The organism is Oceanobacillus jeddahensis (assembly GCF_000750635.1).
GTDB lineage: Bacteria > Bacillota > Bacilli > Bacillales > Amphibacillaceae > Oceanobacillus > Oceanobacillus jeddahense.
Map to the genome: position 1 here is coordinate 239,028 of NZ_CCDM010000004.1, position 24,458 is coordinate 263,485.

The window sequence follows — 24,458 nt, forward strand, 5'->3', positions numbered from 1 at the left end:
CTGTCTAGAGGAAAATTAGCATGGTAAAAATCATTTTGACATCTCCGTTTATTAAATAATGCTACCTCTACTCTTCAGTATACACTATTTTCCCTTTAAAAGCTTGGAAACTTGGGAATATACACTTCTTACCACTTCTATTTTAAACAAACTTACTTTGAAAACTCCATATTCCAGCTGTAATAGTCATTATCCTTATTCTTTTCATAGCTTAGATAAGCATTGAATTTCTTTCCTTTTTTACTTGTCAGACCCTTTACAAAAGCTTTCTTCTCTTTCAATAGCTGTTTCACCATTGTTTTCGTCGGCTTCTTCCGCATCGAAGCAAGATATTTATCATTTTTCCAAATGGCAAATGTACAGCCCTTCTTCCAATTACTGCAGCCAAAGGCCATATAGCCATCTGTCACCTTACCTCCGCATGCCGGGCATGTTCCTAACACTTCATTCGTTGCCCGTTTGGAGGTAACCTTATTAATAATAACCTCCTCTCCATGCTTGATCGTTTCCACTGATTCTGTTGTAAAATGAAAAATCAGACGCAGAAATTCTTGTTTGCTTTCTTTTCCTCTTTGAATATCCGATAATGCTTTTTCAAGACGGCCAGTAAATTCTAAATCAAATAAATTTTTTACAGGAAAGGTTTCAACAAGCCGTTTTCCAAGATCTGTACAAAGCAAATGCTTACTTTCCGTTGTAATGTAGCCGACATCTTTCAGTTTTTTAATGGTTTCAGCTCTCGTTGCAGCTGTCCCAATACTAAAACCAGTTAAAATACTGCCCAGCAGCTCTTCACTCTCATCCTCTTGATAACTTTTCCCACATGTCTCCATGACACGAAGCAAGGTTCTCTCTGTATGATGCTTCGGCGGTTTGGTAACATGAGAAGTAACTTCGGACCCTGCTACATGAACCTGTTCTTGTTTGCTTACAGCCGGCAGCAGTGTATCCTTCGATTGGATGTTCTCTACTTTTTTCCAGCCTTCTACAAGCTGTACCTTCCCTTTTGAATGGAAAACACCAGGTAAATCCACTTCCAGGATTTTTGTAACCAGCTTTGTCTCCTCATATTCTGCGATCGGCATAAACTGCATAATAAAGCGGTTTTTAATTGCTGTATACACAATTCCTTCATCTGCCGAAAGACGTTTCGGCTTCATATAAGTTGGCGTGATTGCGCTATGACTTTCCACTTTGGCATTATTAAAGACACGCTTTGTTTTCATAAATTTAATTTCATCCTGATAAGGAAGTCCTTCAGCATGCACTTTTAAGACATGCGCCGTCTTTCCAACCAAGCTCTCTTCTAAGGCTGTACTCGCTGTCCGCGGATAAGTAATCAGCTTTTTCTCATAAAGTGACTGAGCCACCTTCAGCACCTTATCGGATGTCCAACCTTTGAATTTATTTGTTATAAACCCTTGCAAATTGGATAGATTGAATAAAAACGGAGGAAACTCCTTTTTCTTCTCTACTTGCTTATCGATAATCATTGCTTGTTTGTTCTGAATTGCCTCATGGATCGGCTCTAATAATTCTTTTTTCTTAAATTTTTCCTCTTTGTTTTCTGTGTAAGTTCCTTCATATTCCTGATTATTCGCTGTCTGAAACGTTGCAGTCAGTTTAAAATAATTTTCCGGTTTGAAATTTTTTATTTCTTGATCACGGTCATAGATAATTTTTAATGTTGGGAGAAGAACTCTGCCTATATTTAATGCTTTGCTTTTCCCTTGTTGATATTTTAATGTTGCAACAGATGTCAAATTAATGCCGATAACCCAATCTGCCCATTGTCTGCTGACCCCGGCATCACGTAATGGCTGCATCTCAGCATTCGACTTGAGATTTTCCAAGCCCTGCAATACTTCCTTTTGCGTCCATTCATTCAACAAAAGGCGGTATACGGCAGCTTTCGGTTTCTTTCCACCCCGGTAAATAATACTATCTGCAATCAACTGCCCTTCCCGGTCATAATCACACGCCGAAATAATCGCTTCCACGTCGTTTCGCTTCATGAGCGAATGAATGATTTTTAATTGTTTTGCAGCCCCGCCATCTGTCTGCGCCCGATTTCTGGGGTTACTTTTCACTTTATATTTAAATTCAGAAGGGATGAACGGAAAGTTGTCCATCTTCCAGCTCCGCATTTTCCCATCATAGTCCTTCGCATCATACAGCTCAACAAGATGACCAAATGCCCAGGTGATCACATAGTTATCCCCTTCAAAATAGCCATCTTTCTTTGTTTTTATTTTTAATGCGTCTGCAATATTTTTTGCGACGGATGGTTTCTCTGCCAAAATTAATCGGATTCCCATTTCAAATTCATCGCCTTTCCTTTAGCGCTGTATCAGTTGACTTTTCGCTCTCCATTGCTCTTATTAGAAACATTCGTTCGACACCCTATTATGCCACAAATCGTACTTTTTTTCTAATGGATCCTCTACTAAAACAGCGGACCTTCCTTTTGTTAACCAAGATATTTTTATTTTCTAATCAACGACCAGATAAAGTCCTCAAAATCGGAAAAACAAAGAATGCATTTTTTTTGAAGGAACCAAGCGTAACGCTCCTGATACGCAGGATTATAATTTACCGGTTTATGGTTACACTAACTCCATAGGTGATACCAATCACCGTGAATATTTTCAGGAGGTGCACTTATGTCCGAACAAAATAAAAACCGTAATAAGGATAAAGGAAAGCAAAATAATCGTAATAAACATAATAAACAGGGGAATGATACGGAGTTTGCAAGTGAAAATAGCGAGTTCTTGAACTTGGACAATAAGAAAAATAAACGAAAAAGATAATATTTTTATAAAATGTGCCGTTCGCTTGGCCTGCTTTTCTGCTTCGGCTAATACATCCAAGGCTGCAGGAATGTTTCTGCTCTTCCCGCAGCCTTGGTTAACGTACACTGTATCTGTCAAAATTTATTTCTTCGTGACAATATATATTTTTAAGCGTAAAAGCTAAATGAATAGCAAAATGTTGACTCAGTTTTTTCAATCATGATGTACCAACACCTTATACCTCCATCTGAGGTTTCCAAGGAGATTTTTTAAATGCGTAACCAATGCTCAAACAGCTTATACCACTGATCAGTAAAGCAGTAAATATCGCTTTGCCTCCCTGCGTATCAGCATCCAATAATAGGATAACACCTAAGATAATAAGCACTGTTGCAAATCCAAACAGAAAAGCGGGGAACTTTTCCTTATTTCTAAGAAACATATATGTTGCCAAAATAATTAAATAAGTAGCAGATAATAACATCACTATTGGAAACAAAGGAGCGAATTGCGATGCATACACGAGTAAATCGAATATCACAATATCATTTGCACCTGTAACTTCCCCATGGATCATTCTGGTAAAAGGTGTGGAATGTTCCCATGACGTTGTATAAATTAAAACCGGGCTGCCCTCATACAAAGCAGCAGCTGTAGCAATAACTAGTAAACAAATACATAAGCCAACCTGTAAACCAATAATCAACGTTTCCCCTCCTAATTCAATTACTTGATAGACGATTTTCATTTAAATAATCATGCTATGTATGAAATTACTTTGATTCTCGAAGTTTTACAACCTGACTAGAATACTTTATGATTAGTTTATCATATTTCCTTCATTATTAAATGAAGACACATAGAAAAATTGCAATTTTATTCCATAGAAAGGATAGATGAATACAATGAAGAACAACATAAAAATTATCTGCTGCCTTCTTCTGCTATCCATCATTTTTTTACTCGCCGCTTGCTCAAATAGTCAGGATAACAATGACTCTTCTACAAATGATGCAACGGAAGAACAAGACCCCGCGGATGGCGAAAATCAAGCTGAAGACGACACAACAACAGATGATTCCGCTGCAGATCCAGATGAAAATGAAGCCAATGATAACCAAAACGAAGAAACAGACAGTTCAGATGATGAATCCAGTGAAGAAGAAGAAAACGAAGATAATAATACATTATCCGGTTATTCTTCCGAAGAAATTGAATATGCCCGTGTCTGGCTGCAGCTCGGACCAAATCAGGATATTGATGAACTTTATGTTGAACATATCCCAGCCGGTACGCCGCTTGATCCAAATGATGAAGACAATGATGTCAGCTACCCTGAGGATGTTATACAGGTATCCGGCTCTCGAATTGCAGACGGTATGATAACATATAGCGGCAATGGGGACGGCACCATTAATGTCTATGACATTCCATATGGAAATCGCTGGTACGGAGGAATGCCCCGCCCGGATGATATTGATTTAGAAGACGTCAAGGAGGATATGAGAGAGATGCTGGAAAATCCAGAGTCTATCTACATTGAACCAGGTGAGGATGAAGCAATTATAAATATTATTGAAAAAATGTATATTATAGAATAATACATTGCCAGGTTAGTTTTATAAGGATTCAAATATTTGATAATCAAAAATTATCGTATAAAAAGCTCCCGTTCAACCTGCATGATCGGGAGCTTTTTTCTTGATACCTTATTGAACAAATCCTGCTAAATATTGATCCTGAGCAATCACTACATAGGTGCCATCAGGGTTTTGCATGACATGGACATCAAGCTCTACAGGAGGCAGAAGCTCATCGATATCATTGTATTGTTCCATTAACAGCTCGATGTTTTTGGAATCCAATTCATCGTCCTCAATTTCACCATCTGTATAGAGCGTAAATAATTCTTGTTCCACTTCCTGGTTGATGGACGTATCACTTATTCCTTCAACAGAAATAGTAACAACGATATCATCAGATGCTTCTGCATGCGCATCAACAATTTCATACTCTGTTGTAGACAGAGCACCCATCACGGCATCTGCTAAATCAGTAATATCTTCCTCTTCTATATTGGCGCCTTGCATATTTTGTTCCGTATTTTGGATATAGATCTCTTTGAACATATCCCGCTGCATTTCAGCTTCTGTTTGCTTGTTATCTTCCGAATAACCGTCCGGTAAACGGTCGATAGCCGCTTCCGCATCCTGGAAGACGGTTGCCTGGATAAGCGCATCGAGATAATCAGATGCTTCTGCTTCCAGCGTTTCTCTTTCTTCCTCACTTAAATTATCCTGCTCCGTTGTTTCTACAGGATCCGTATCCTCCGCTTCTACAGTGACTGCCGGGATTTCAATTTCCTCCGCATCATTGTGATTGGAATATGTATACAAATAATCCTGTTCATTCGATATATCATTGAAAGTATATGTCAATTTCTGTTCCATTTGCTGCAGATGATGTGTCTCTTTTTCAATGACCATTTCAAGCGCGAATGCTTCAATGTCCATTTCGGACGTTTCAATATCCAGTCTTTCAGAGCCGTCTGTCATGCTGATCGTTTGTTCAGCAATTCCTCTTCCTAACTCTTCCATGTCAGCTTCATCCCCGTTGTATGTCAGGACATAATCTTCATCTCTTGTTTCTATATCAAATTTGTTATGAATATCCGGATCAATTGTTACAAAAAAGGCAAACGGCGTTTTCATTCTCCCTAATTGATCACTAAATATTTTTTCCAGTTCTTCCTGCTCGGCAGGAGTCTCTGCAAAACTTTCCGCTACCATGCCATCAGCCGTTTCAATCAGAAAGTCACTATTGTCTTTGTACAGGGCAAAGTCCCCCAGATTGTAATAGTCTATATTATTTTCAAAATCAAATACCCCATTCCCTGCTAACGTTTCTCCTTCTATGCTTTCTTCAAATTCCACGTCTAATGAGGTCATATCCTGTTCTACTTGTTCCATTTCTTCCAGAATTTCTGAAGCTTCAGGCTCAGAACATCCAGCTAAAAATAATAAAATAATTAGTCCAATTCCAAAAATATAATTTTTCAAAATAAAATCCTTCTCCTTCCGTTTGTCATGTGACCGTTATACGTATATTATACGTGGCGGGCAACTGATTGACTACAGAACCAGATAAAAAAAGGCATAAATACCCATATGAAATACCACAGTACAAAATACTGTGGCAGCGTTAATTTATATACTTTTAAAAAGAAAACCTGTGAATTGGCCCTGGTCAAACTGTGATTATTTGTTCCATACGATTTATACCCACTTTTTAAATGATACAACAATCTGAAATTTATTTTCCTCCATATCGGCGTCTATCTTGCCATCTAATTGAATAACCAATTGCCTGACAATATGCAAACCCAGTCCCAGCTGTCCGCCAGTTCTGCTGCTGTCCATCCGATACGAACGGTCAAAAATCCGATGGAGCTCCGTTTTATCATCAGAGGCGCTGATATCATTCTCTGCTTCCAGCCTAATCCATTCCTCTTCTTCTATCAGTCTGATAGTAAAATAACTTTCCGCATATCGTAACGCATTTTGAACAATATTACTGATAATCCGGTAAACTGCTTTTTCATCCGCTAAAATGGGGGAAACAGCCGTCTCATCTATTTCTATCTGCAGCTTATTTTTCTCAAAATCATGATAGAACAGCAGCATTGTATCCACTGCCAGCTGATTCAGTGATACCTGCTGGATGCTGATTTTCTGATCGGAAGATTCTATCTGCGAAAGCTCATAAAATTGATCCACCATCATCGTTAAACGATCAATTTTCTTTTGAATAATAGCCAAAAATTCTTTTTTCTCTGCATCTGACAAAGAGGGATCTGCCATCAATTCAGAAAATCCTTTTATCGATGTTAAAGGTGTTCTTAAATCATGCGAGAGATTGGTAATTTCCTGTTTTAATGCGTCTTCTCTTCCTTGCTTACGCTGTTGATCCTGCTTAAATAAATGAATCAACTGATTGATATTTGCAATAAACCGGATCAAACCTCTGCTGTGTGTATTTGTACGGATTAATTCGTTTGTACCAAAGTTTTCATTAATTTCTTTAAGCTGACGGGTTATCCTTCTGATATCCCAATAAAGTAACAGCAGCATGCTGATACAAACAATTAACAGTATGCTCAATATAACGACAATCAACCAGCTGCTCACTGTCACCCCTCCTCATTAATCCATATCCTGTTTCGTAAATCTGCCCGCTCCTATCCACAAAGCAATGACGCTGATAACAGCACCGGTCACCCAATAGCGATAATCCAATTGTACAGATTGATTCATAAAGTGCATTAAATTATTTGTCAATTGAGCACCTGGAGCAAACATATATAACTCATTCAATCCATTCACCTGACGGAAGATATAGCGCAATACATCATCAGAGAAAACATATACAAACACGACAATAATGATATTATATATATCAGCGATTTTCAGCATTTTTAATGCGTGTATCAGAATAAAACCGCTAAGTACAATCGGCAGCATATTAAAGCTTGCAATGATGAAAATACTGACGACGCCTTGATCCTCCGCAAAGAGACTCTGCCCTAATCCAATCATCAGGAGTAAGCCTGCTGCACAAACCAACAAAAAATAACTTAGCGTCACAAGCAATTTTGACCAGAAAATGACACTTCGGGAAATGCCAAAAGAAACAGCCTGTTTGGTCAGCGAAATATCCTTCGCCGTCAATATGGCATTATACAGATAGGAAATAATAATAATTTGTGTCCCCATTCCGATGACGTTTGAATAGAAAAAACTGCTGGTTCCGTAACGGAAATCTGCATCCACGCTGCTAAAAAAATACAAACTAAATGCTGCACCTGTAATCAGGAGAAAGCAGACCGCAGTTGTGAGATACAAGCTTTTTTTATGCAATATACGGTAGTTTTCACTTTTCAAATAGTTAATCATTTCTCTTCCGCCCCTTCCACTAATCCTAAGAAATATTCCTCTAAATTCAGTGCTTCAAGCCGGAATTCCATCACAAATACATCATTTTTGATTAAAAGGCGGTTTATTTCTCCAGCCTCTTCAATGTGATTTTGTATCATGATAACCTGATCAGGAAGGGATTTATATTGGATATCCTCATAAGTACGTTCTAATAGCTGTGCTGTCTTGGCTGCGTCATCCACCTTTAAATGGATTTGTTTCCTGCTTTTTTCATCCAGAAGCTGCTTGCTTACATCCTCGACGATCACCCCGTTTTTGATAAATACAAACCGCGTTGCTAATAGCTGCAATTCCGTTAAAATATGACTGGAAACTAAGATGGTTATTTGCTTTTCTTGATTTAACCGGATCAATAACCTGCGAATTTCCATAATACCTTCCGCATCTAAACCATTAATTGGCTCATCAAGTACTAAACAATCCGGGCTGCTTAAGAGAGAAAGCGCTATTCCCAGCCGCTGTTTCATCCCCATAGAGTATTCTCTAAATTTTTTCTTCTTTTGATTGGCCAGCCCGACAATTTCCAATACATCATATATCCGCTTCTTTTCCGCAACTCCCCTTTGAATCCGGAAATACTCCAGGTTTTGAATTGCCGTAAAATCCGGGAAAAAGACCGGCGTCTCTATCATAAATCCCATTCTTTTTTTCGCTTGCATCATCTGTTTGCCTGACTTTCCAAATAAGTAAATTTCTCCTGTTGTCGGCGTTATCTGTCCTGCAAGCATTTTAAAAATAGTCGATTTTCCAGCACCGTTTTTACCAATTAAGGCACAAATCTCACCCTTCTTCACAGAAAAATCAAGCGGTTTAATGACTTCTTCCTGTTTAAATTTCTTTGTTAAAGTATACGTCTGAATAACAGCATTCATCTTCTCGGCTCCTTCACTCTATTTTCTTGTTTCCAGTTTAGCGCAAGAGCCATTAAAATCCTTTAAGCAAATCATAAAGAATTCATAAAGAAAAACAAATATGGATTAAACCAGCATGAACCCGACTCCCCAAATTGTTTTGATATACTCTTCAGAAGTAATTTCAGCCATTTTTCTGCGCAGATTGGAGATATGTACACTAATGGTGTTATCATCACCGACATACGTGCCTTTCCAAATTTTTTCGTAAATCTCTCTTTTAGAAAAGGCATGCTCCGGATGACTGACAAATAAGGACAAAATATCAAATTCCGCATTGGTTACCTGCAATGATTTGTTCTCTAGTGTGACAGACAGCTTTTCTGGAAAGATAGTCAACCCTCGCCAGACCTTTTCATCTTCCTGTGAGGACTGAGCAATCGATTTTCGCAGCTGTACTTCCACACGGGCTTCTACTTCCTTCTGGTGGAATGGCTTGGTTATATAATCATCTGCTCCCATTTTCAAGACTTGAACTTTATCCTCTACTCCAATCTTTGCGGAAATCACAATAATCGGGATTGCGCTTTCCTCTCTGACCTGTGTAATAAATTCTTCACCGCTTATTCCAGGCAGCATCAAATCTAATAAAATCAAATCGAATGGATTGCTTTGCAGCTGGAGTAGACCCTCTGTCCCTGAATAAGCAGATACTGGTGTCATTCCCATTTTTGTTAAAATAACATGCAGCAGTTTGCTGATTTCCTGATCATCTTCAATAATTAAAATTGTTTTTCCCTCATTCACATTTACCACTCACTTTTATAAGTATCATCACATTTTCAGATATATAATTATTTTTTTCTTTACAAGAACAATTCATTATTTCTTACCTTTTCGTTCTAAAAGTATAGGTGCTATATTTAGTAAGATAGAAGCAATTGTCAAAAACCATAATACGCTTTCAAAATTAGGTACTTCCCCTAAAGCTGACCAATCCTCCCTTTCTACCCAATCCGATACGAGACTGTACTCTGCACAAAGTGTTAGTGCTGTAAATGATAATCCTAACGCCATGGCGAGCTTATAATCCTTTCCTTTTGCATACATATAAAGATTTATAAAAGTTACTACTATTGCAATACCCCCCTAATATTAACCACATACCTATTCCTCCATATATTTTAGATATACACTGAAATCATACTAATCTGTTTCTTTCCATTTTTGTTTAAATAACATACAGTAATTTCCTGGTCATCTTCAATAATTAAAATTGTTTTTCCCTCATTCACGTTTACCACTCACTTTTATATAATTGCTATTACTTTATTATAATAATCACTCTTTCTTCAATTGAAAAGTGCACCTTTATAAATCTTCACCAAAACAAATAAAGGAGTGCATTGGAAATCGATGATGCACGCTCCTTTATTGAGAAAAAATAATCAATTAATACCTTGTTACAACATTCTTTAAAACAGGCATATTCCGGGAATTTAGATCCTTCCCCTCTAATACTAAAACAGTCATTCGAGAATCTGTTCCTGCACCATGAAACTCTCCCATTTTCCAAAAAGCTGCTTTACCAGAAGACAGGATAATTTTGTTCTCATCCTCCCCGCAGACCCAGCCTTCTCCAGATACAACCATGAAAAGCTGATCTGCCAGTGCTTCATGAAAAGGTATTTTATCATTTGCTTCCAGGTACATATACCCCATTCTAATACCATCAGCATCCATTAAAATTCGATGTGCAGTAAATTTCGTTGTGTCCGAACGCATGGAAGCTCCGAATTCTTTTTCAAAAGATATAATTTTCAAAGCATCCCCCTCCTTATTCTTATTAAAATAGAAACCTATTCGGCTTCATAACGAATCATCGTCCACATCCCGATATCTTCAAAACCTAATCGTTTATAGATATTTCCGGCTGCCGAATTATCATAAAACAGGCAAAGCGACTTTCCTTCTGCTAATAATGCCGCACATAATTTCTCCATACACTTCGTTGCATAGCCCTGACGCTCATATCCCGGTCTTGTTCCCACGCCGACAATCATCGCGGATTGGGAATTTTCAGCTGTAGTCGATGCAGACGCCACCATTGTTCCTTTCTCATCACGGATAAAATAAGTACGCCCTGTCTTATTTTTCTCTGCATCTTCTCTGGATTCTTTTGTTACATTACTTGTTGAAAATTCCGGTATGGATCCCAGCATATCAATATTTTCTTCATAATCCGCAGTGGTCAGATATTCTACCTGGTCTATTTGCTCTGCACTCACCGGGTAACGTAACTTTTCGCAGGCTGCATAGTATGTTTCTTTATGTACACGAACGTATCTATTAATATATGTTTCTAAAGGGGCAATCAGATGCTTCAGGCCGCTTAAATCGAACCGCTGTTTATGTGCATTTATAATTTCCGCAAAGCCTTTAGCATCATATTCCCCTTCACTGTAAATCACAAAATAAGTACGATAACGTTGGAGAACAGCGATTAGTTTGTTCTGCTCCCACTCTCCCCACACATCTTGAATATCAGAATCGTAGCCAAACGCTTCAATGTTTCCAATAATAAACAAATTTTCTGCTGCTTTTGGTTCGACCAGCTCCATCACTTTCACATGGTCCGCTTTTGTCAGTTTTCGTATCATTCCCGTCCCTCCAGTAAATATAAAATGATTACTTTCTATTACTCGCAGCAAGAAATTCCAATATTTTATCCCAGGAATCCTTTGCTGCATCTGCATTTGCTTCCTTTGTTCCGCCAAACGTCATCGTCATGCCTCCCCCTACTTGCATAAATACATTAGCAGGCAGTTGAGCAAAGCTATAAGGAAAAGATAAAAAATGACCGCCATGTTCATAATATAAATAACGGTCTTGATACGGCTTCTTCAAATTCTTCCGCGTCTTTTCCATTAGATTTACATAGCGGCTGGATGGCCATAACTGATCATCGCCGCCAGAAATAAACATGACAGGAGACTGAATATTTTCAACCGGAATTCTGGCTTCTGCCGTCTTCTCCTGATCCTTTAAGGTATGCTCCCATATAGCTGAAAAGGATATCGGCTTTTTGATGAGCCAATTCTTCATGGTAGAGAACATCATCGAAAGAGGGTACTTAAACTTGATGGCAGGCAAAGCTTCCTGATTGAAAATCCAGGACGTTATAGGAGCAAATATCCCATTTTTCATACCTGGTGTTATATAGGCGCTGGGGACACCTGCGATAATAGATTGATAGTCATTGAATGTTGCTCCTAAAAGCAGGGCAAGCTCTCCGCCTCTGGAATAGCCAATTAAGCTTACATCTCCATTGACATATTCGTGATGTTTCAGCCACCTTGTTGCTTCTTGAAAATATTCTAACGGAATTTCCTCAAGGTCTTTCGGCACCCCTTCCTCCCCAAAGTAAGCGAGCGCCAATGCAGTATATCCTTTAGAAGCTAACAAAGCCGCTGCATGCTCCTGCATACCGCCATCTGATCCGCTTAATATTAAAACAGCAGGATAATTTCCCTGCTCTTCCGGATGAAAGAGTGTTCCTTTTAGTTGATGATGCTGCACAGTTTCCTTTATTACTCCCTCCCTATAAAAATGCCGATAAATCGTGACAGTTTCTTGTTCTTCCTCATTCACTTTCAAAACCAAAGTGATAGAAACTTTATCCGAACTGCTCTTTTGATAATAATCTCCCCATTTGGAATCCGTATGGTCCATCGACCAGAACAAGCCAAAAGCATCAGCTTTATCATAAGTACCTTCCACCGGCTTTTGCAAAGATACATCCACAACACCGTTATCATCTGCTATAAAAGCCGCATAAGAGTGAAACTGCTTATGCGCTTCATCATAGGTGGAGGCATGGATGGAAACTTTCGTATTTGCTGAACAGCCAATTACCTTTATGTAAATTGTCTCATCCATATAGGAATCTATTGAACTGATTTGCAGTTTAGGTGACATAACGTCCCTCCGATCGAATCTTATCTTATTACTCTCTGTTATTTTTAAGAACCTTTATCTTTCATAACGATTTATTCTATTTCCTTACGAAACAGAACACGATCATTGCCAACCCCATCATAATTTGATTTCACAGCTACACCATCCACTGTTTTATCTCCTTGTTCAATCATAAAACCCATTTTTTGATGAAACGCAATCGATGTTTTATTTACTGGTGAAGTGATACAGCGGATAACTTTCCGGTCAGCCATTTTAACTTTGTTCAAAAAGTTATCGTAAAGTATTTTTCCTATGTTTTTCTTCCTGTAATCCGGATGTACACCTACAAAATGAATATATACTTCGTCTGACTTGTCTTGCGATAAAAATCCAACAATCTCTTCATCTTCTTCCACAATAAAGCTGGTATCCTTAAAATGATTAAAAAATAATTTAGGCAGCATCCCTGCCATGTCACGTCCGCCCCACCAATCATTTATCTGCGGAATCAAAACATCGTAATCAGAACTCTGTAAACTGCGAATTTCCATCTTCATTTCTCCTTTATAATTGGTACTATGTACTGCCCATTTGTTGCTTCTATTATCCGTGATAAAACAGTTCACTATTCTTATGGTAATTACTAATATATCAAATAATTATATGGATTTCTTTCTTTGTTTGAAATTTTTTGTAATTTAAGTTTATTTAAAAAGGAGATTCGGAAAGATAACCTCTCCAAATCCCCTTTTTCTTCTAAAAATTTATTTCCAAACGTCCTCAGCAATCCGGACAACATGCCGGATTTTTTCCCATTGCTGTGCTTCACTCAATAAGTTTCCTTCTTCTGTGGAAGCAAACCCGCATTGGGGGCTTAGACAAAGTTGATTCAACGGCACATAGTCCGCAGCTTCAGCAATCCGTGCTTTCACTACTTCCGGATCTTCCAGTTCACTGAATTTAGATGTAATCAATCCGAGCACGATATATAAATCATCACGATTCACATGCCGCAACGGTTCAAATCCGCCCGAACGGTCATCATCAAACTCCAGGAAAAGCCCGTCCACCTGCAGACTGCCAAAAATCGTTTCAGAAACCGCTTCGTAACCGCCGCTTGACATATAGGTAGATTGAAAATTGCCCCGGCAAATATGCATCGTCACCAGCATATCATCCGGTCTGTTTGCAATCGATTCATTGATTGCTCTTGCACATAATTCAGCTGTTTTCTCCGGATCTCTCCCTTTTTCAATCAAAGAATTTCTGCCTTCCTCTGAGAAAAAGGTAGCCCAGGAAGTGTCGTCGAGCTGTAAGTAGCGGCAGCCTTCATCATATAATGCCTGAATCACGCCTTGATAAGCAGCGACCAAGTCATCAATAACCGCTTCATCATTTTCATAAATCCCTTCTTCAAAATCTGCCCGGAAAAAGAGCATATTCGGACTTGGAATCGCAAATTTGGCAACAGCATCTCCAGCAATACCATGAAGGAATTTATAATGCTCGATCATATAATGATTACTGAAGCCAATTTGATCTGTTACTTTAATACCCCGTTTCTTCGTTTCCACCCCAGTGAACTGCAAACCCTGCTCTGCGGTATAACCTTCCACACCATCTAAACCTTCCAGAAAATCAAAATGCCACCAGGCACGGCGAAACTCGCCATCTGTCACTGATTGAAGTCCGGCTTCTTTCTGCTGTTCTACCAGTTTCGTAATTTCCTCATCTTCAATTTGACGTAACTGCTCCTGACTAATTTCTCCCTTTGCCTTTTGCGTACGCGCATCTTTCAAACGCTTTGGACGGAGAAAACTCCCTACATGATCTGCTCTGAATGGAGCACGTGTATGTTTCGTTTCTGCTGATATTGTCATCGAATACCCCTTTCTATTTATCTGCTAAATTCATTCTTTAATCCAATTTAAAAACCCCTTCTAAAAATAGAAGAGGTTAAGTATGATGGATGAAAACTCTTCTTATCTTCAAGCAAAAATGCTTCTGGAATTAGCACAGTACAAATCAAGTCTGCTGCCAAGGCTTCAACGGGCCAGTCCCTCCGCCTTTCTGGATAAGAATGATATGAAATTATATGAATACTTATAAATTACTTTACAAGTGAGCGAGTTATTCGTCAAGGAAAATCCCAAAATCTAGGGAACAGCAGGTGTAAATAATTCATCGAACAGCTCTTCATTCACCGCATCTTTTTCCAGTTCTTGAGTTATTCTCCACCACTCTTCCTCTGATGGTTCTTCCACTTGAAGCGGAATATTCTCCGCAATGACTGCTTCTTTAATCTGTAGTGTCTCTTCCATCTTAGCATTGTTATAGCCAAAATTATCGAAAGTAAACGTATTTCCTTGTTGATCCGCAAAATGAAAAGCAAATAGCGGCGTCGTTTGAGGAGCACGATTTCTGCCACCAGAAGTAGACCTTGTAAAAAGCTCTATGGTCACCTGATCTACTTCTTCCCAACCGGCTTCCTGCTTTTCACCCAACGAATTAATAGCAACACCCTGTTGTAAATCAATCATACGAAAGTCATCCCAAGATAATATAAGAAGTAAGGGTAATAATAGCAAACCAGAAATGAATGGAATAACAATTCTTTTCATTTTCCATCCCATTCCATGAAAGATGGGACCGCCAGTGAGTAAAATGACAGCTGCCAGAACAGCTTCTGCAATGTCAAATCCACCATTGCCATTAAGGATGATATATGTTTCATTGTCCTGACGAATGGATCCTTCCTTCACATCATACAAAAATTCATAGCTTAAGAGAATGAATGGAACAAAAACGGAAAGATACATTAACATTCGAAAACTCAGCCAAAATCCACTTTTTATATTCCGGAAACCTATTCTTATTCCCATTCCTATATACCATAATGGGAAAGTCAATACTCCAAGCATGACAAGTAAAAGAACGATATCGAATTCTTTGAATAAACTTGAAACTCCTGCCATACCTATAAAAGCAGCTATTGCCTGCAACAGATAACCAACGCTTGTTTTTCCAACTTCTCGAACAGATTCGAATTTTTTCTTATGAGGAGGTGCCTGCACATGAATCATCTCCTTAAGAACTGTTGCTATGTATTACGTGTTAATGGGAAAATAGTTTCTAAAATTCAAGAAATTCTGTTATCGATGGTGGATTGCTCATGATGCATCTGTCTCATTATCAGTTATCAATAATTGAATGACTGGATTTTATTTTTCTTAAGTTATAAACCCTTTAAAAAATCTAAATGTTTCTCTAAAGTGCTTACCGCCCGTTCTGCTATGAACAATACAAAAGGTTGATAATCTCCTTTCGTACCAGAAATATCCAGCACTTCATAATACCTAAACCGGTCGTCTTTCTCAATTGTGATTGGAGGAAACCCAGACTTCATCAACTCAAAATTCATCAATAATCTAGATGTTCTTCCATTCCCATCAGAGAAAGGATGAACATTTACAAATTTGGCATGTAACAGACTCGCTTTTTCCACAGGATGTAAATCAATCATATTTTCATACCAATACATCAAGCTATCCATCTCATCTTGAATTTTTTCAGGAGATGGAGGGGTATGATTAGCACCGGTTGTCAAAGCAGCAGAATTTCTATATTTGCCAGCAATTGTTCTGTCTATCCCCTGCATTACTATTGCGTGAATGTCTTTTATAAAACGTTGGGTTAACGGAATATCATCATCTATTAATTCCTCTACATACGTAATAGCTTCTTTATGATTATTTGCTTCAGCATGTTCACGAAAAGATTTACCCCGGATGGTAATACCGTCTTCTAAAACGGCCTTTGTTTCATAAAGAGTTAACGTATTTCCTTCTATCGCATTGGAATGATACGTATTTTTAATGTAGAAATCCTCTTTCATATCTTTTACCAGTTGGTAAGGTAAAGGTCTTTTTTTAACTAATAGTTCTTTTAAAACACTTGATTTATTTAATAATTTCTTTTGCGCATCCAAATATATCCCTCCCAACTTTTTTGAAAAATACCTGCTCTTTAATGTTTAAAACTTTTGAATAAAATTTTAATCGTTTCCAATGATGTTATACATTAGTATAGCATCAACCAAACCCTTTACAGCTGTATCAAATTCCACAATAGAATTATTATACATCGACAGCTTTCCTTCATATCTGCAACAAAAAAACCATTGTTCTATCTTAATGAGATATACTAATGGTTTGAAATGATCTATGATTCATTTTTCACTGCGTAACAGGTTTATCTAGCTTTTTTTAGAATGTTTACATCTGCCCTGGTAGATAGTAATTCTGTAGATAACACATCTAATTTAGAATCTACTTTGTCTACCTTCTCTTCTAATGAAACAACTCCAGTATTTATCTTGTCTGTCTTTTCTTCTACGGAAGTGATTCTGGAATCCAGTTTATTTACCTTTTCCTCCAGAGAAATCACTCTGGTATCCAGTTTGTCTACTTTCTGTATTATTTCCTTTATAGCAAGCATTAGATGCTCATTTGTCACTTTTTCTTCACGCATGTGAACTCACCCCTTCACCACATGATTTCGATATTTTTATTATACATGAACAATGGTTCTTTTTCATCTCTTCCCCTTAAAGCTGAACCTGAACATCACTTAGTGTAAAAGCCGATTTTAAACATTTGAAACCAATTTTCCAATTCCTTTGGCTTCATCAAATCAAAGTATTTTAAAATTTCCCGGGAAAATTCAACTGCAGCGGTACCATTGGCAGTAATAAAACCTTCTGCAGAAACAGCTTGTTTTTCCACAAAATGTGCAGTGCCTTTATAATGAGGAGCAAATTCTTTTAGATGATTTGCTGAGTTTCCGGTATGCTTTATATTATCTAAAAACCCCTTATCCGCTAAGAAAGTACAAGCATCACATATTGCCGCAACGGGAATTTTCTTTTCTGCGCACCTATCTACGATCGGCTTTATAGCTTCATTTTTCCTCTGCGACCAGGATGTACCGCCAACTAGAATAAGCATGTGATAATCTGTAGGCAGGTCATTGATCGTATAATCCGGAATAACAGTAAACCCGCCCATTGATTTAACCGGGTTGTTTGTAAGTGATAGTGTTTTAACAACAAATCCAGTGTCCGGGTGATTCAATTCTGAGCAGATATACGATCCTTCCCAATCAGCATAATTATCTGACAAAAAAATTAAAATTTCTTTTTTCATCTGTTAACACCCCTTCATCACCATTTTCTATTCCCTTGTTTACTATCTAATTTCAGTTCAAGAAAATGACTTAGGGTTTGGTACTTACACACAAAAAGAACACTCGTTCGATGTATTTATTATATCAAACAAATGCTCTTTTACAAGTCATTTTTATAAAAATTTCAGGTCGCCATGTTCTCCGTAATTTCCTATTGTGCAAATAATTCAGTAATCATTTAATTTCCCTATTCCTTCACAGCAAATGCGGAGATTACCTGATAAAACTTTTCCAATGTTATACCTTAATCTGATCTGAAGACTGTCTGTTAAACACGGTTTGTATAGCAGCTTCTAGTGCCTCCGGTTTTTGCGTGCCGATCACCACGGTTTCATATTTTAATTTTAATTTCATCCCTTTATTTCCGTAAATATTATAAGCTTTTTCACCATTCATATTTATACGCAATCCCCAGCCTCCAAATCTTTTTATGGAATTATAAGTGATACTTTCATAACTATTCATATCTTTAAAAAGAAATCGCTTATATGGAAAAGGATAAAAACGGACATAAATGCCATCATGACGTACTTCAACAACCAGCTTAATTCCTAAAGTAAAGATTGGAATAAACACTCCAAAAATAAACCAAAAAATGATCATAAATAAGTCTGGAGCCGGGTTGTTCCCCACAGGTACACCAAAGATAATTTGTTGAATGAACAAATACCACATGATCCCGGCACATAATAAGAGCGGCAGCCATATCCAAATTTGCCGTGGCCGTTGGATTTCTTGATATACAAGGTTATTGTCTTTTTTCATACCAGTATACTCCCTAACCATTTTAATAACGTTTAGATAGTACAACAAAGGAAGAAAAGACACTCACTATCGCCAATGTTGCTAAAATACTTACGGTCTGATAGCCATTTAAGTGAACAACTCCAAATTGAAAGAGCGGCATAAGAATAATCATAGAACCTAAAATGATAAAATAGCTAAAAAACATGCCTCGTTCCCGTATTTTTTTTGTCCGTTCATCATTTTCTTTAAATTGCGGATACAAATAAGCCAGACAAAAAGACATAATCGTTACACCAAAATAAACAAGTTCATGTCCTGCAAAGAAATTTCCTGTTGCTATACTGGAAAAGCCTATTAATAAGGTGTAAAAAAGAAAGATAAAGCCCCCAATCAAGAAAAAGATTCTTCCTGTTTTGCTGTTCATTTTCATATACTGACACTCCCGTAAAAATTAGATTTGCAGATTACTTCTCTTCCTCTTCTAAAATAAAAACATTCTCCACTGTCGTATGAAAACAACGTGCGATTTGAATAGCAAGCGGCAATGAAGGGTTGTAACGGCCTTTCTCAATCGAAATAATTGTTTGTCGGGATACACCCAGCATATTTGCCATTTTTTCTTGAGAAATTCCATTTTCTTGTCTTAATTGTTTCATTCGATTCAGCATATTCGCGAACATTCCTCTCTATAATTCTCATTGTAAAGTAAAGGAAACTTGACTGTCAAGGAAGGTTTACATTTGAATAATAAATTTTCATATTTGATGATCTTCATACCGTATGTTGCGTTAAAAAACACATTATTTTATTTATTAAACATACCATACACGATGGAGTACGAAGGCTTTTGAACACAAATTCACCAGTTGGTAAATATTAATTTCAAAAAAACGGTTTCCATATCCATCTAATTAGATTATAATCAAATTAGTTAAGGAGGAATAGGTATGCAATTAGATCGAATCGTGCATTTTCACAAAACCATTGGAGATAAAACCCGAATACGTATTATTAGCTTATTGAAATCCGGACCGCTTCATGGACAAGCAATTGCTGGCAAATTAGGATTGAAACCGCCGACCATTTCGCATCATTTAACTAAATTAAAGGAGATTGATGTGGTTTATCAGCGACGTGATAAGAATACGATTTATTTTTATTTAAACAAAGATAAACTGGAACGAAAGGCAATGGAAATTATTCGGATCGGGAGTGATGAAATGTTCGCAAAGTTTGATATAACAAATGAAGAAAAAGCAAATATCATTCGAAACTTTATTGATAGTAAAGGAAGATTAAAGTCATTGCCTGCCCAAAGAAAGAAAAAGCTGATTCTCTTAGAATATATGCTGCGTGGTTTAGAGCACGGAAAAACATATCAAGAAAAAGAAATCAATGAACACATTCAGCAATATCATCCAGATTATGCAACGATTCGGCGAGAATTTGTGATGGCACATTTTATGTATCGCCAAGATAGTATTTATGAGCTTAATCCGGTTGATATGTGGCCTGTTTAATCAGGCTATTCTTTTAAATAACTAATTAGATATATGTCTATTTAGATATACATCTACTTTATTGGAGGGATATTTTTGCCTGGTTTTCAGATATTAAAAAAAGAACCCAACTATCAAATTGTATTTTGGAGTTCTGTATTAAATGGAATTGGTGGACGGTTCGCTCAAGTCGGATCCTTTGCGCTCCTTTATCTATTAACGGAATCCGGAGTTGCTCTAGGGATACTTATGGCTCTGCTTGTCTTACCGACAATTATATTTGCCCCTATCAGCGGATACCTGGCTGATCGTTTTCATAAGGCAAAGCTCTTATTTTGGACAGACCTTTTAAGAGCACCGTTCGCATTACTTCCAATTTTGGGAGCAATGACAGAGCAGTTGTGGCCCTTGTATCTTAGTACATTTGTTATCGCCAGCGGGCAGGCTGTGTATAACCCCACTCGTTTTTCGCTTATTCCTGATATTGTCGAAAAGAAAAACTTGGTTTCCGTTAATGGATTAGAACAAAATGTAGTAGGCATAACACTTGTTTTCGGCTCACTGCTTGGAGGTATCATTGCTTTTTTAACCACTGTGTATGTTTTATTTTTTTCTCATGCAATCTGTCTAATGTCAGCAGCTATTTTAATAAGCCGCTTAATCAGAAGTAACATGACGAACCATTCAAAAAAGGAAGCTGCAGAATCTTCATGGCGTGAAAGCGGGCTTCTTATTATAAGAGTTGCTTTATTACGCGTATTCTTAATGGTTATGCTGCTCATGCCGCTTGCAAATGGCGTGGATAATGTCATATTTAATCTAATTGCCTTAGAAGTGTTTAATAAAGGAGACCTGGGAGTTGGTTTTATTTATGCATCCTTAGGAATAGGTTTTGTCTTAAGCTCTACGGTGGTTAAATGGATTCGCGGCAAATATATTGCGATAGGAGTTTTCATGATTTTACTGGAGGGCATAGGTCATTTACTACTCAGCCAATCGGGCTTTTTTATGCAAGCTCTAGCGCTTGCCATATTTATAACGTTTGTAGGCGGAATAAGTAACATTTGCTTTGATACAGTTTTGATGAAGATACTACCTGCTTCTAAACGGGGATTTTTATTTGGTGCTTTATCCATGTTTCAGAATAGTTCCATGGGCATTGCAATGATTGGAGCGGGTTTTTTAACAGAATGGCTTTCCCCCTTGCAAAGTTCTTTTCTCGTAGGTGTGACCTATATCCTATTTGCATTCATTTTTATACTTGCATTTAGAAGTGTAGATTTTCGTGCTTCCATCCGAAAATTAAAACGATTGGATTTCAAATAAAAACAAAGGTGACAGATATAAGACAAGACATATATCTATCACCTTTTCAGGAAATCTTTTATAAAAGCATGTCTCAGACATTGTAATCATGTAATACCTTATATTCTGATGAAATCATTGCTGCTGAAAAAGGAAAAACTGTTAAAATAGCAAGCAGAATTCTTCTAAAAGATTAGTTAAACAAATGATCAAGCCCCACAGACAGCAAATTCATATCAGATAATAAATAAGAAATTGATTAATTCCTTAGGTGTCCTTCAAACATGTTTTCTCAAGTCACTTATTTAATCGCTGGAGATAAGGTTCCATATAATTTTTTGCTTCAGGTGTTAAATCATCTGGCAAACCATCTAAATTAAAATACCTCAAATCGATCGATTCATTTTTATCCATATTTATTTCACCCTGTATATCTCTAGTCAAATAAACTGCGATTAGTTCCTTTTCTCTGTACGCTTTAAATTTTTATCTCTCTCTTCTATTTGAACTGTAATATTTCTTTTTCTAGGAGATATAGATTCATTGATTTCAAACAAAGCTTTAAATTCTTTTCACTCTCCATTAACAGAATTTTTTTCGCTTTGTTTAATCATGATAAATTCCTCTTTTTTAGTATATTTTAGCATAAACACCTAAGTTATTGTAATAATTTTCAAAAAATAACAAACATTGAAGTCACAATCACCCCAACTTAAAGTCATACCCTACATAATGAAACTTCATTCTAAATCCAATTCTTTCTGCAACAGCAATGGAAGGCTTGTTAGATTCCATACAATCCCAATACGGAATGAAGTTATTTTTCATGCAATCTTCTACATAAGCTGAGGCAATCTTTTGTGCTAATTTTTTACCCTGATGCTCTTCCAATGTTTCAATAGCAATACTGTGTACATTATCAACAACAAAATTTGAAAAACATATACTTACAATTTCATTTTTATAAATGACACAATAACCTACACCTTTATGGAGGAAGGAGTCCGGTGAAGACCAAGTCTCTGCAATTTGGGAGTGTAAGAAATCAATATTTTTTATGGATTTATCCTTATTTTCAAAAAGCGCTTCACTCATTCTGACAATATCATATCCTTCTTCAATCATAAGATTAAAGTTACTTGTGTAATCATTTTTTTCTAATGTGTAAACCCTTTGTTTCCAGCTTCCTAAATGACGATTTGCAAACACCCTTTTTATCGTGTCATCCCATTTATGATGATCTCCAATTCCCTCAAACCAGGTTAACCCTACTTTCTTTGCCTCTGGTGTAATCACTGTGTCAACAAAATGATTTAATTCATTATTGAATCTTTCATTTCTTTCGTTTCCAATAAAGAAAAAACCATCATTATTCCCTAACCAGATCACTCCAGATGCTGGTGTATTTATATTATCAACAAAAATACGGCCTGGATTTATTCCTTCTACCACGGCTTTAGCTTCTGGTTGACTTTGCTTCAATAATAAATCTTTACACCTATGAAATTCGGACATTTTTAATTCAATTATCATCATTAACCACCATCCTACTCTACTTACATATAAGACCTGTTCATAAAAACCACTCTCCAGCCATCTGGGTCTTCTACCGTGACGCCTTTTTCTTTCCAATATTCATTTTCCGGTTCTACTTCTTTATGCCCCATCTTTGCCAGCCTATGAACAACATGCATTATTTCATCTTTATTTTCTATATAAAAAACCAGCAGATTATCTTTCGTAGGAGCTGGACAAGGACTACCATCTTGATGTGAGGTAAATTCTAAGTGGTAGTCTGTATGAGGCAACCCGAAGATAACGCCTTTAAATCCTCTCTTCCCTTCGAACACTTCTATTTTGGTTAAGCCAACCCCTGTTTCATAGAAGCTGATTATTTCTTCAAACTTATCTGTCGGCCTGGCTATTCTTACTTGCATTGCTGAAAAATCATTAAATTTCATGGTGTCACCTGCTTCTTATTATTTTTAAATAACTTTTCATGTTGTTTCCCACACTATATACTTATTCATAAGAATAACGCTTTAACAGCTTCTCTTTATGAGAATGAAATACTTCTTCTAAAGAAATATTATATTTATTGGCAATGACAATGACATTCCCCAACACATCTCCTAATTCTTCTGCTAAAGCATTTTTATTGTCCAAAAATGATTCTATATCTTCGTCCGGTCGATCTCTGCCAATTTCAAGAGCTCTTATAGCTTTAGCCACTTCTCCAGTTTCCTCCGCTAAAAAGCCGATGCGAATGAAAATATCTAATTCAGACCAGCCTCTATTTTCATAATAATTATTTACCCATTCTTGAAACTCTGTTACATTCATTTTTTACCGCTCCTTTTACTTCCATTATTATGAAGTTTAACAAATTACAAATTCGATAGCCTATGTAATTCACTTTCTTAATAATTTTTCTGTGTTTATTGAAGTAAGTCAGGAAAACTTCCATTGCATACCGCATGCCATATTATAAATCCGTCTCTTATAATGAAATTCTCTATTTTATTACATTCCTCTCCATTCATCCTCTAACATACTCATCTCCCATAAGCTCCAATATTCATCTCCTACTTTCCTAACGTCTCGGAGCAACCCTTCTTTCACAAAGCCAACTTTTTCATAGCTCTTTATAGCTGATTCATTAAAATCAAATACACCTAACCCGACTCTATGTAAAGACAGGTGATCAAAAGCAATTTTGAGTACTTCAGTAACCATTTTCTGCCCGATCCCTTTACCACGTATGGCATTGTTACCTAATAATACTTTTCCTATTCTTGCAGTACGGTTCTTTAAATCAATATGGTTTAGAGAAATATGTCCAATTGTTTCATTGGTTTTATCTAAAAAAACTTTAAAAATATGTACTTTTGCGTTTTCTTCATTAGCACCTTCCATATAATGGTTTAATTGTTCGACATCCAAGGGATATTTAAAATGCGGTCCTGCCCATTGCATAAGTAACGCCGGTGAATCGATCCAACTTATAAGCAAATCAAAATCTTGTCTGCCAAAATGTTCTAATCTAATCAATAACATCCATCT

At 37.0% G+C, this 24,458-nt stretch carries 27 protein-coding genes, 1 pseudogene and 1 riboswitch; of the genes and pseudogenes, 4 read left to right on the forward strand and 24 right to left on the reverse strand.

Going from position 1 to position 24,458, the window contains the following annotated elements:
- Window positions 1–152 precede the first annotated feature (152 nt).
- A complete protein-coding gene (locus BN986_RS17795) occupies window positions 153–2,318 on the reverse strand; it encodes a type IA DNA topoisomerase (protein ID WP_244445036.1) in 2,166 nt (721 codons plus the stop codon).
- A 345-nt stretch (window positions 2,319–2,663) separates the two neighbouring features.
- Between BN986_RS17795 and BN986_RS27430 the strand changes: the two genes are divergently transcribed.
- Complete coding sequence (locus tag BN986_RS27430) at window positions 2,664–2,813, forward strand: hypothetical protein (protein ID WP_187378580.1); 150 nt, start codon at window positions 2,664–2,666, stop codon at window positions 2,811–2,813.
- A gap of 217 nt (window positions 2,814–3,030) precedes the next feature.
- Here BN986_RS27430 and BN986_RS17800 read toward each other — a convergent pair whose 3' ends face one another.
- Window positions 3,031–3,543 carry a DUF4306 domain-containing protein gene (locus BN986_RS17800; protein ID WP_081922254.1) on the reverse strand — a complete coding sequence of 171 codons (513 nt, stop codon included), beginning with the start codon at window positions 3,541–3,543 and terminating at the stop codon, window positions 3,031–3,033.
- A 148-nt stretch (window positions 3,544–3,691) separates the two neighbouring features.
- Here BN986_RS17800 and BN986_RS17805 point away from each other — a divergent pair, with 148 nt between their 5' ends.
- On the forward strand, window positions 3,692–4,396 hold the full coding sequence (locus tag BN986_RS17805; protein WP_187378581.1) for a hypothetical protein: 705 nt from the start codon (window positions 3,692–3,694) through the stop codon (window positions 4,394–4,396).
- A gap of 108 nt (window positions 4,397–4,504) precedes the next feature.
- Here the strand turns inward: BN986_RS17805 and BN986_RS17810 are convergent, their stop codons facing one another.
- The 18 genes and pseudogenes from BN986_RS17810 to BN986_RS17895 form a co-directional block, all read right to left on the reverse strand.
- Window positions 4,505–5,854, reverse strand: a complete 1,350-nt coding sequence (locus tag BN986_RS17810; RefSeq protein WP_040982644.1) for a DUF6612 family protein — start codon at window positions 5,852–5,854, stop codon at window positions 4,505–4,507.
- A gap of 216 nt (window positions 5,855–6,070) precedes the next feature.
- Window positions 6,071–6,982 carry a sensor histidine kinase gene (locus tag BN986_RS17815; protein ID WP_040982646.1) on the reverse strand — a complete coding sequence of 304 codons (912 nt, stop codon included), beginning with the start codon at window positions 6,980–6,982 and terminating at the stop codon, window positions 6,071–6,073.
- 15 nt (window positions 6,983–6,997) lie between these two features.
- Window positions 6,998–7,747: an ABC transporter permease gene (locus BN986_RS17820; RefSeq protein ID WP_040982648.1), complete on the reverse strand. Its 750-nt coding sequence runs from the start codon at window positions 7,745–7,747 to the stop codon at window positions 6,998–7,000.
- Window positions 7,744–8,661, reverse strand: a complete 918-nt coding sequence (locus BN986_RS17825) for an ATP-binding cassette domain-containing protein (RefSeq protein ID WP_040982650.1) — start codon at window positions 8,659–8,661, stop codon at window positions 7,744–7,746. The genes BN986_RS17820 and BN986_RS17825 overlap by 4 nt, the downstream gene beginning before the upstream one ends.
- Window positions 8,662–8,766: 105 nt before the next feature.
- On the reverse strand, window positions 8,767–9,447 hold the full coding sequence (locus BN986_RS17830; RefSeq protein WP_040982652.1) for a response regulator transcription factor: 681 nt from the start codon (window positions 9,445–9,447) through the stop codon (window positions 8,767–8,769).
- A gap of 75 nt (window positions 9,448–9,522) precedes the next feature.
- Window positions 9,523–9,805: pseudogene (locus tag BN986_RS17835) on the reverse strand (hypothetical protein).
- A 287-nt stretch (window positions 9,806–10,092) separates the two neighbouring features.
- Window positions 10,093–10,464, reverse strand: coding sequence for a cupin domain-containing protein (locus BN986_RS17840; RefSeq protein WP_052400882.1), 372 nt, complete (start codon window positions 10,462–10,464; stop codon window positions 10,093–10,095).
- A 35-nt stretch (window positions 10,465–10,499) separates the two neighbouring features.
- Window positions 10,500–11,300, reverse strand: coding sequence for a GNAT family N-acetyltransferase (locus BN986_RS17845; RefSeq protein WP_040982654.1), 801 nt, complete (start codon window positions 11,298–11,300; stop codon window positions 10,500–10,502).
- Between the two features lie 28 nt (window positions 11,301–11,328).
- Window positions 11,329–12,618, reverse strand: coding sequence for an acyl-CoA thioester hydrolase/BAAT C-terminal domain-containing protein (locus BN986_RS17850; RefSeq protein ID WP_040982656.1), 1,290 nt, complete (start codon window positions 12,616–12,618; stop codon window positions 11,329–11,331).
- A 71-nt stretch (window positions 12,619–12,689) separates the two neighbouring features.
- Window positions 12,690–13,151: a GNAT family N-acetyltransferase gene (locus BN986_RS17855; protein ID WP_040982658.1), complete on the reverse strand. Its 462-nt coding sequence runs from the start codon at window positions 13,149–13,151 to the stop codon at window positions 12,690–12,692.
- A gap of 213 nt (window positions 13,152–13,364) precedes the next feature.
- Window positions 13,365–14,480, reverse strand: a complete 1,116-nt coding sequence (locus tag BN986_RS17860) for a 5-methyltetrahydropteroyltriglutamate--homocysteine S-methyltransferase (RefSeq protein WP_040982660.1) — start codon at window positions 14,478–14,480, stop codon at window positions 13,365–13,367.
- Between the two features lie 99 nt (window positions 14,481–14,579).
- Window positions 14,580–14,681, reverse strand: a riboswitch (SAM riboswitch).
- A 75-nt stretch (window positions 14,682–14,756) separates the two neighbouring features.
- On the reverse strand, window positions 14,757–15,674 hold the full coding sequence (locus BN986_RS17865; RefSeq protein ID WP_040982662.1) for a hypothetical protein: 918 nt from the start codon (window positions 15,672–15,674) through the stop codon (window positions 14,757–14,759).
- Between the two features lie 161 nt (window positions 15,675–15,835).
- Window positions 15,836–16,588, reverse strand: a complete 753-nt coding sequence (locus BN986_RS17870) for a Fic family protein (protein WP_040982664.1) — start codon at window positions 16,586–16,588, stop codon at window positions 15,836–15,838.
- Between the two features lie 263 nt (window positions 16,589–16,851).
- The gene (locus BN986_RS17875; protein ID WP_052400884.1) at window positions 16,852–17,130 is read right to left on the reverse strand and encodes a hypothetical protein; all 279 of its coding nucleotides are present in this window, start codon (window positions 17,128–17,130) and stop codon (window positions 16,852–16,854) included.
- A gap of 95 nt (window positions 17,131–17,225) precedes the next feature.
- Window positions 17,226–17,804: a type 1 glutamine amidotransferase family protein gene (locus BN986_RS17880; protein ID WP_040982666.1), complete on the reverse strand. Its 579-nt coding sequence runs from the start codon at window positions 17,802–17,804 to the stop codon at window positions 17,226–17,228.
- 277 nt (window positions 17,805–18,081) lie between these two features.
- Window positions 18,082–18,609 carry a DUF6141 family protein gene (locus BN986_RS17885; protein WP_040982668.1) on the reverse strand — a complete coding sequence of 176 codons (528 nt, stop codon included), beginning with the start codon at window positions 18,607–18,609 and terminating at the stop codon, window positions 18,082–18,084.
- Window positions 18,610–18,631: 22 nt separating this feature from the next.
- Window positions 18,632–19,021 (reverse strand): hypothetical protein, encoded by a 390-nt coding sequence (locus BN986_RS17890; RefSeq protein ID WP_040982670.1) that lies wholly within the window; start codon window positions 19,019–19,021, stop codon window positions 18,632–18,634.
- Between the two features lie 34 nt (window positions 19,022–19,055).
- Window positions 19,056–19,259 (reverse strand): helix-turn-helix transcriptional regulator, encoded by a 204-nt coding sequence (locus BN986_RS17895; protein WP_040982672.1) that lies wholly within the window; start codon window positions 19,257–19,259, stop codon window positions 19,056–19,058.
- 279 nt (window positions 19,260–19,538) lie between these two features.
- Here BN986_RS17895 and BN986_RS17900 point away from each other — a divergent pair, with 279 nt between their 5' ends.
- Window positions 19,539–20,111, forward strand: a complete 573-nt coding sequence (locus BN986_RS17900; RefSeq protein ID WP_040982673.1) for a DUF2087 domain-containing protein — start codon at window positions 19,539–19,541, stop codon at window positions 20,109–20,111.
- Between the two features lie 75 nt (window positions 20,112–20,186).
- Window positions 20,187–21,416: an MFS transporter gene (locus BN986_RS17905; protein ID WP_052400886.1), complete on the forward strand. Its 1,230-nt coding sequence runs from the start codon at window positions 20,187–20,189 to the stop codon at window positions 21,414–21,416.
- Between the two features lie 681 nt (window positions 21,417–22,097).
- Here BN986_RS17905 and BN986_RS17910 read toward each other — a convergent pair.
- The 4 genes from BN986_RS17910 to BN986_RS17925 form a co-directional block, all read right to left on the reverse strand.
- A complete protein-coding gene (locus tag BN986_RS17910) occupies window positions 22,098–22,928 on the reverse strand; it encodes a GNAT family N-acetyltransferase (RefSeq protein WP_040982962.1) in 831 nt (276 codons plus the stop codon).
- Window positions 22,929–22,951: 23 nt separating this feature from the next.
- Window positions 22,952–23,356 carry a VOC family protein gene (locus BN986_RS17915; protein ID WP_040982675.1) on the reverse strand — a complete coding sequence of 135 codons (405 nt, stop codon included), beginning with the start codon at window positions 23,354–23,356 and terminating at the stop codon, window positions 22,952–22,954.
- Between the two features lie 61 nt (window positions 23,357–23,417).
- Window positions 23,418–23,738 carry a MazG nucleotide pyrophosphohydrolase domain-containing protein gene (locus BN986_RS17920; RefSeq protein ID WP_040982677.1) on the reverse strand — a complete coding sequence of 107 codons (321 nt, stop codon included), beginning with the start codon at window positions 23,736–23,738 and terminating at the stop codon, window positions 23,418–23,420.
- Window positions 23,739–23,918: 180 nt separating this feature from the next.
- Window positions 23,919–24,446 (reverse strand): GNAT family N-acetyltransferase, encoded by a 528-nt coding sequence (locus BN986_RS17925; RefSeq protein ID WP_040982679.1) that lies wholly within the window; start codon window positions 24,444–24,446, stop codon window positions 23,919–23,921.
- Window positions 24,447–24,458 lie beyond the last annotated feature (12 nt).

Bases quoted from the DNA above. Each gene is read 5' to 3' on its own strand.
- BN986_RS17825 (WP_040982650.1), bottom strand. From the start codon at position 8,661: ATGAATGCTGTTATTCAGACGTATACTTTAACAAAGAAATTTAAACAG.
- BN986_RS17800 (WP_081922254.1), bottom strand. From the start codon at position 3,543: ATGAAAATCGTCTATCAAGTAATTGAATTAGGAGGGGAAACGTTGATT.
- BN986_RS17910 (WP_040982962.1), bottom strand. From the start codon at position 22,928: ATGATAATTGAATTAAAAATGTCCGAATTTCATAGGTGTAAAGATTTA.
- BN986_RS17820 (WP_040982648.1), bottom strand. From the start codon at position 7,747: ATGATTAACTATTTGAAAAGTGAAAACTACCGTATATTGCATAAAAAA.
- BN986_RS17845 (WP_040982654.1), bottom strand. From the start codon at position 11,300: ATGATACGAAAACTGACAAAAGCGGACCATGTGAAAGTGATGGAGCTG.
- BN986_RS17880 (WP_040982666.1), bottom strand. From the start codon at position 17,804: ATGAAAAAAGAAATTTTAATTTTTTTGTCAGATAATTATGCTGATTGG.
- BN986_RS17795 (WP_244445036.1), bottom strand. From the start codon at position 2,318: ATGGGAATCCGATTAATTTTGGCAGAGAAACCATCCGTCGCAAAAAAT.
- BN986_RS17805 (WP_187378581.1), top strand. From the start codon at position 3,692: ATGAATACAATGAAGAACAACATAAAAATTATCTGCTGCCTTCTTCTG.
- BN986_RS17915 (WP_040982675.1), bottom strand. From the start codon at position 23,356: ATGAAATTTAATGATTTTTCAGCAATGCAAGTAAGAATAGCCAGGCCG.
- BN986_RS17900 (WP_040982673.1), top strand. From the start codon at position 19,539: ATGCAATTAGATCGAATCGTGCATTTTCACAAAACCATTGGAGATAAA.
- BN986_RS17850 (WP_040982656.1), bottom strand. From the start codon at position 12,618: ATGTCACCTAAACTGCAAATCAGTTCAATAGATTCCTATATGGATGAG.
- BN986_RS27430 (WP_187378580.1), top strand. From the start codon at position 2,664: ATGTCCGAACAAAATAAAAACCGTAATAAGGATAAAGGAAAGCAAAAT.
- BN986_RS17855 (WP_040982658.1), bottom strand. From the start codon at position 13,151: ATGGAAATTCGCAGTTTACAGAGTTCTGATTACGATGTTTTGATTCCG.
- BN986_RS17860 (WP_040982660.1), bottom strand. From the start codon at position 14,480: ATGACAATATCAGCAGAAACGAAACATACACGTGCTCCATTCAGAGCA.
- BN986_RS17895 (WP_040982672.1), bottom strand. From the start codon at position 19,259: ATGCTGAATCGAATGAAACAATTAAGACAAGAAAATGGAATTTCTCAA.
- BN986_RS17890 (WP_040982670.1), bottom strand. From the start codon at position 19,021: ATGAAAATGAACAGCAAAACAGGAAGAATCTTTTTCTTGATTGGGGGC.
- BN986_RS17875 (WP_052400884.1), bottom strand. From the start codon at position 17,130: ATGCGTGAAGAAAAAGTGACAAATGAGCATCTAATGCTTGCTATAAAG.
- BN986_RS17885 (WP_040982668.1), bottom strand. From the start codon at position 18,609: ATGAAAAAAGACAATAACCTTGTATATCAAGAAATCCAACGGCCACGG.
- BN986_RS17920 (WP_040982677.1), bottom strand. From the start codon at position 23,738: ATGAATGTAACAGAGTTTCAAGAATGGGTAAATAATTATTATGAAAAT.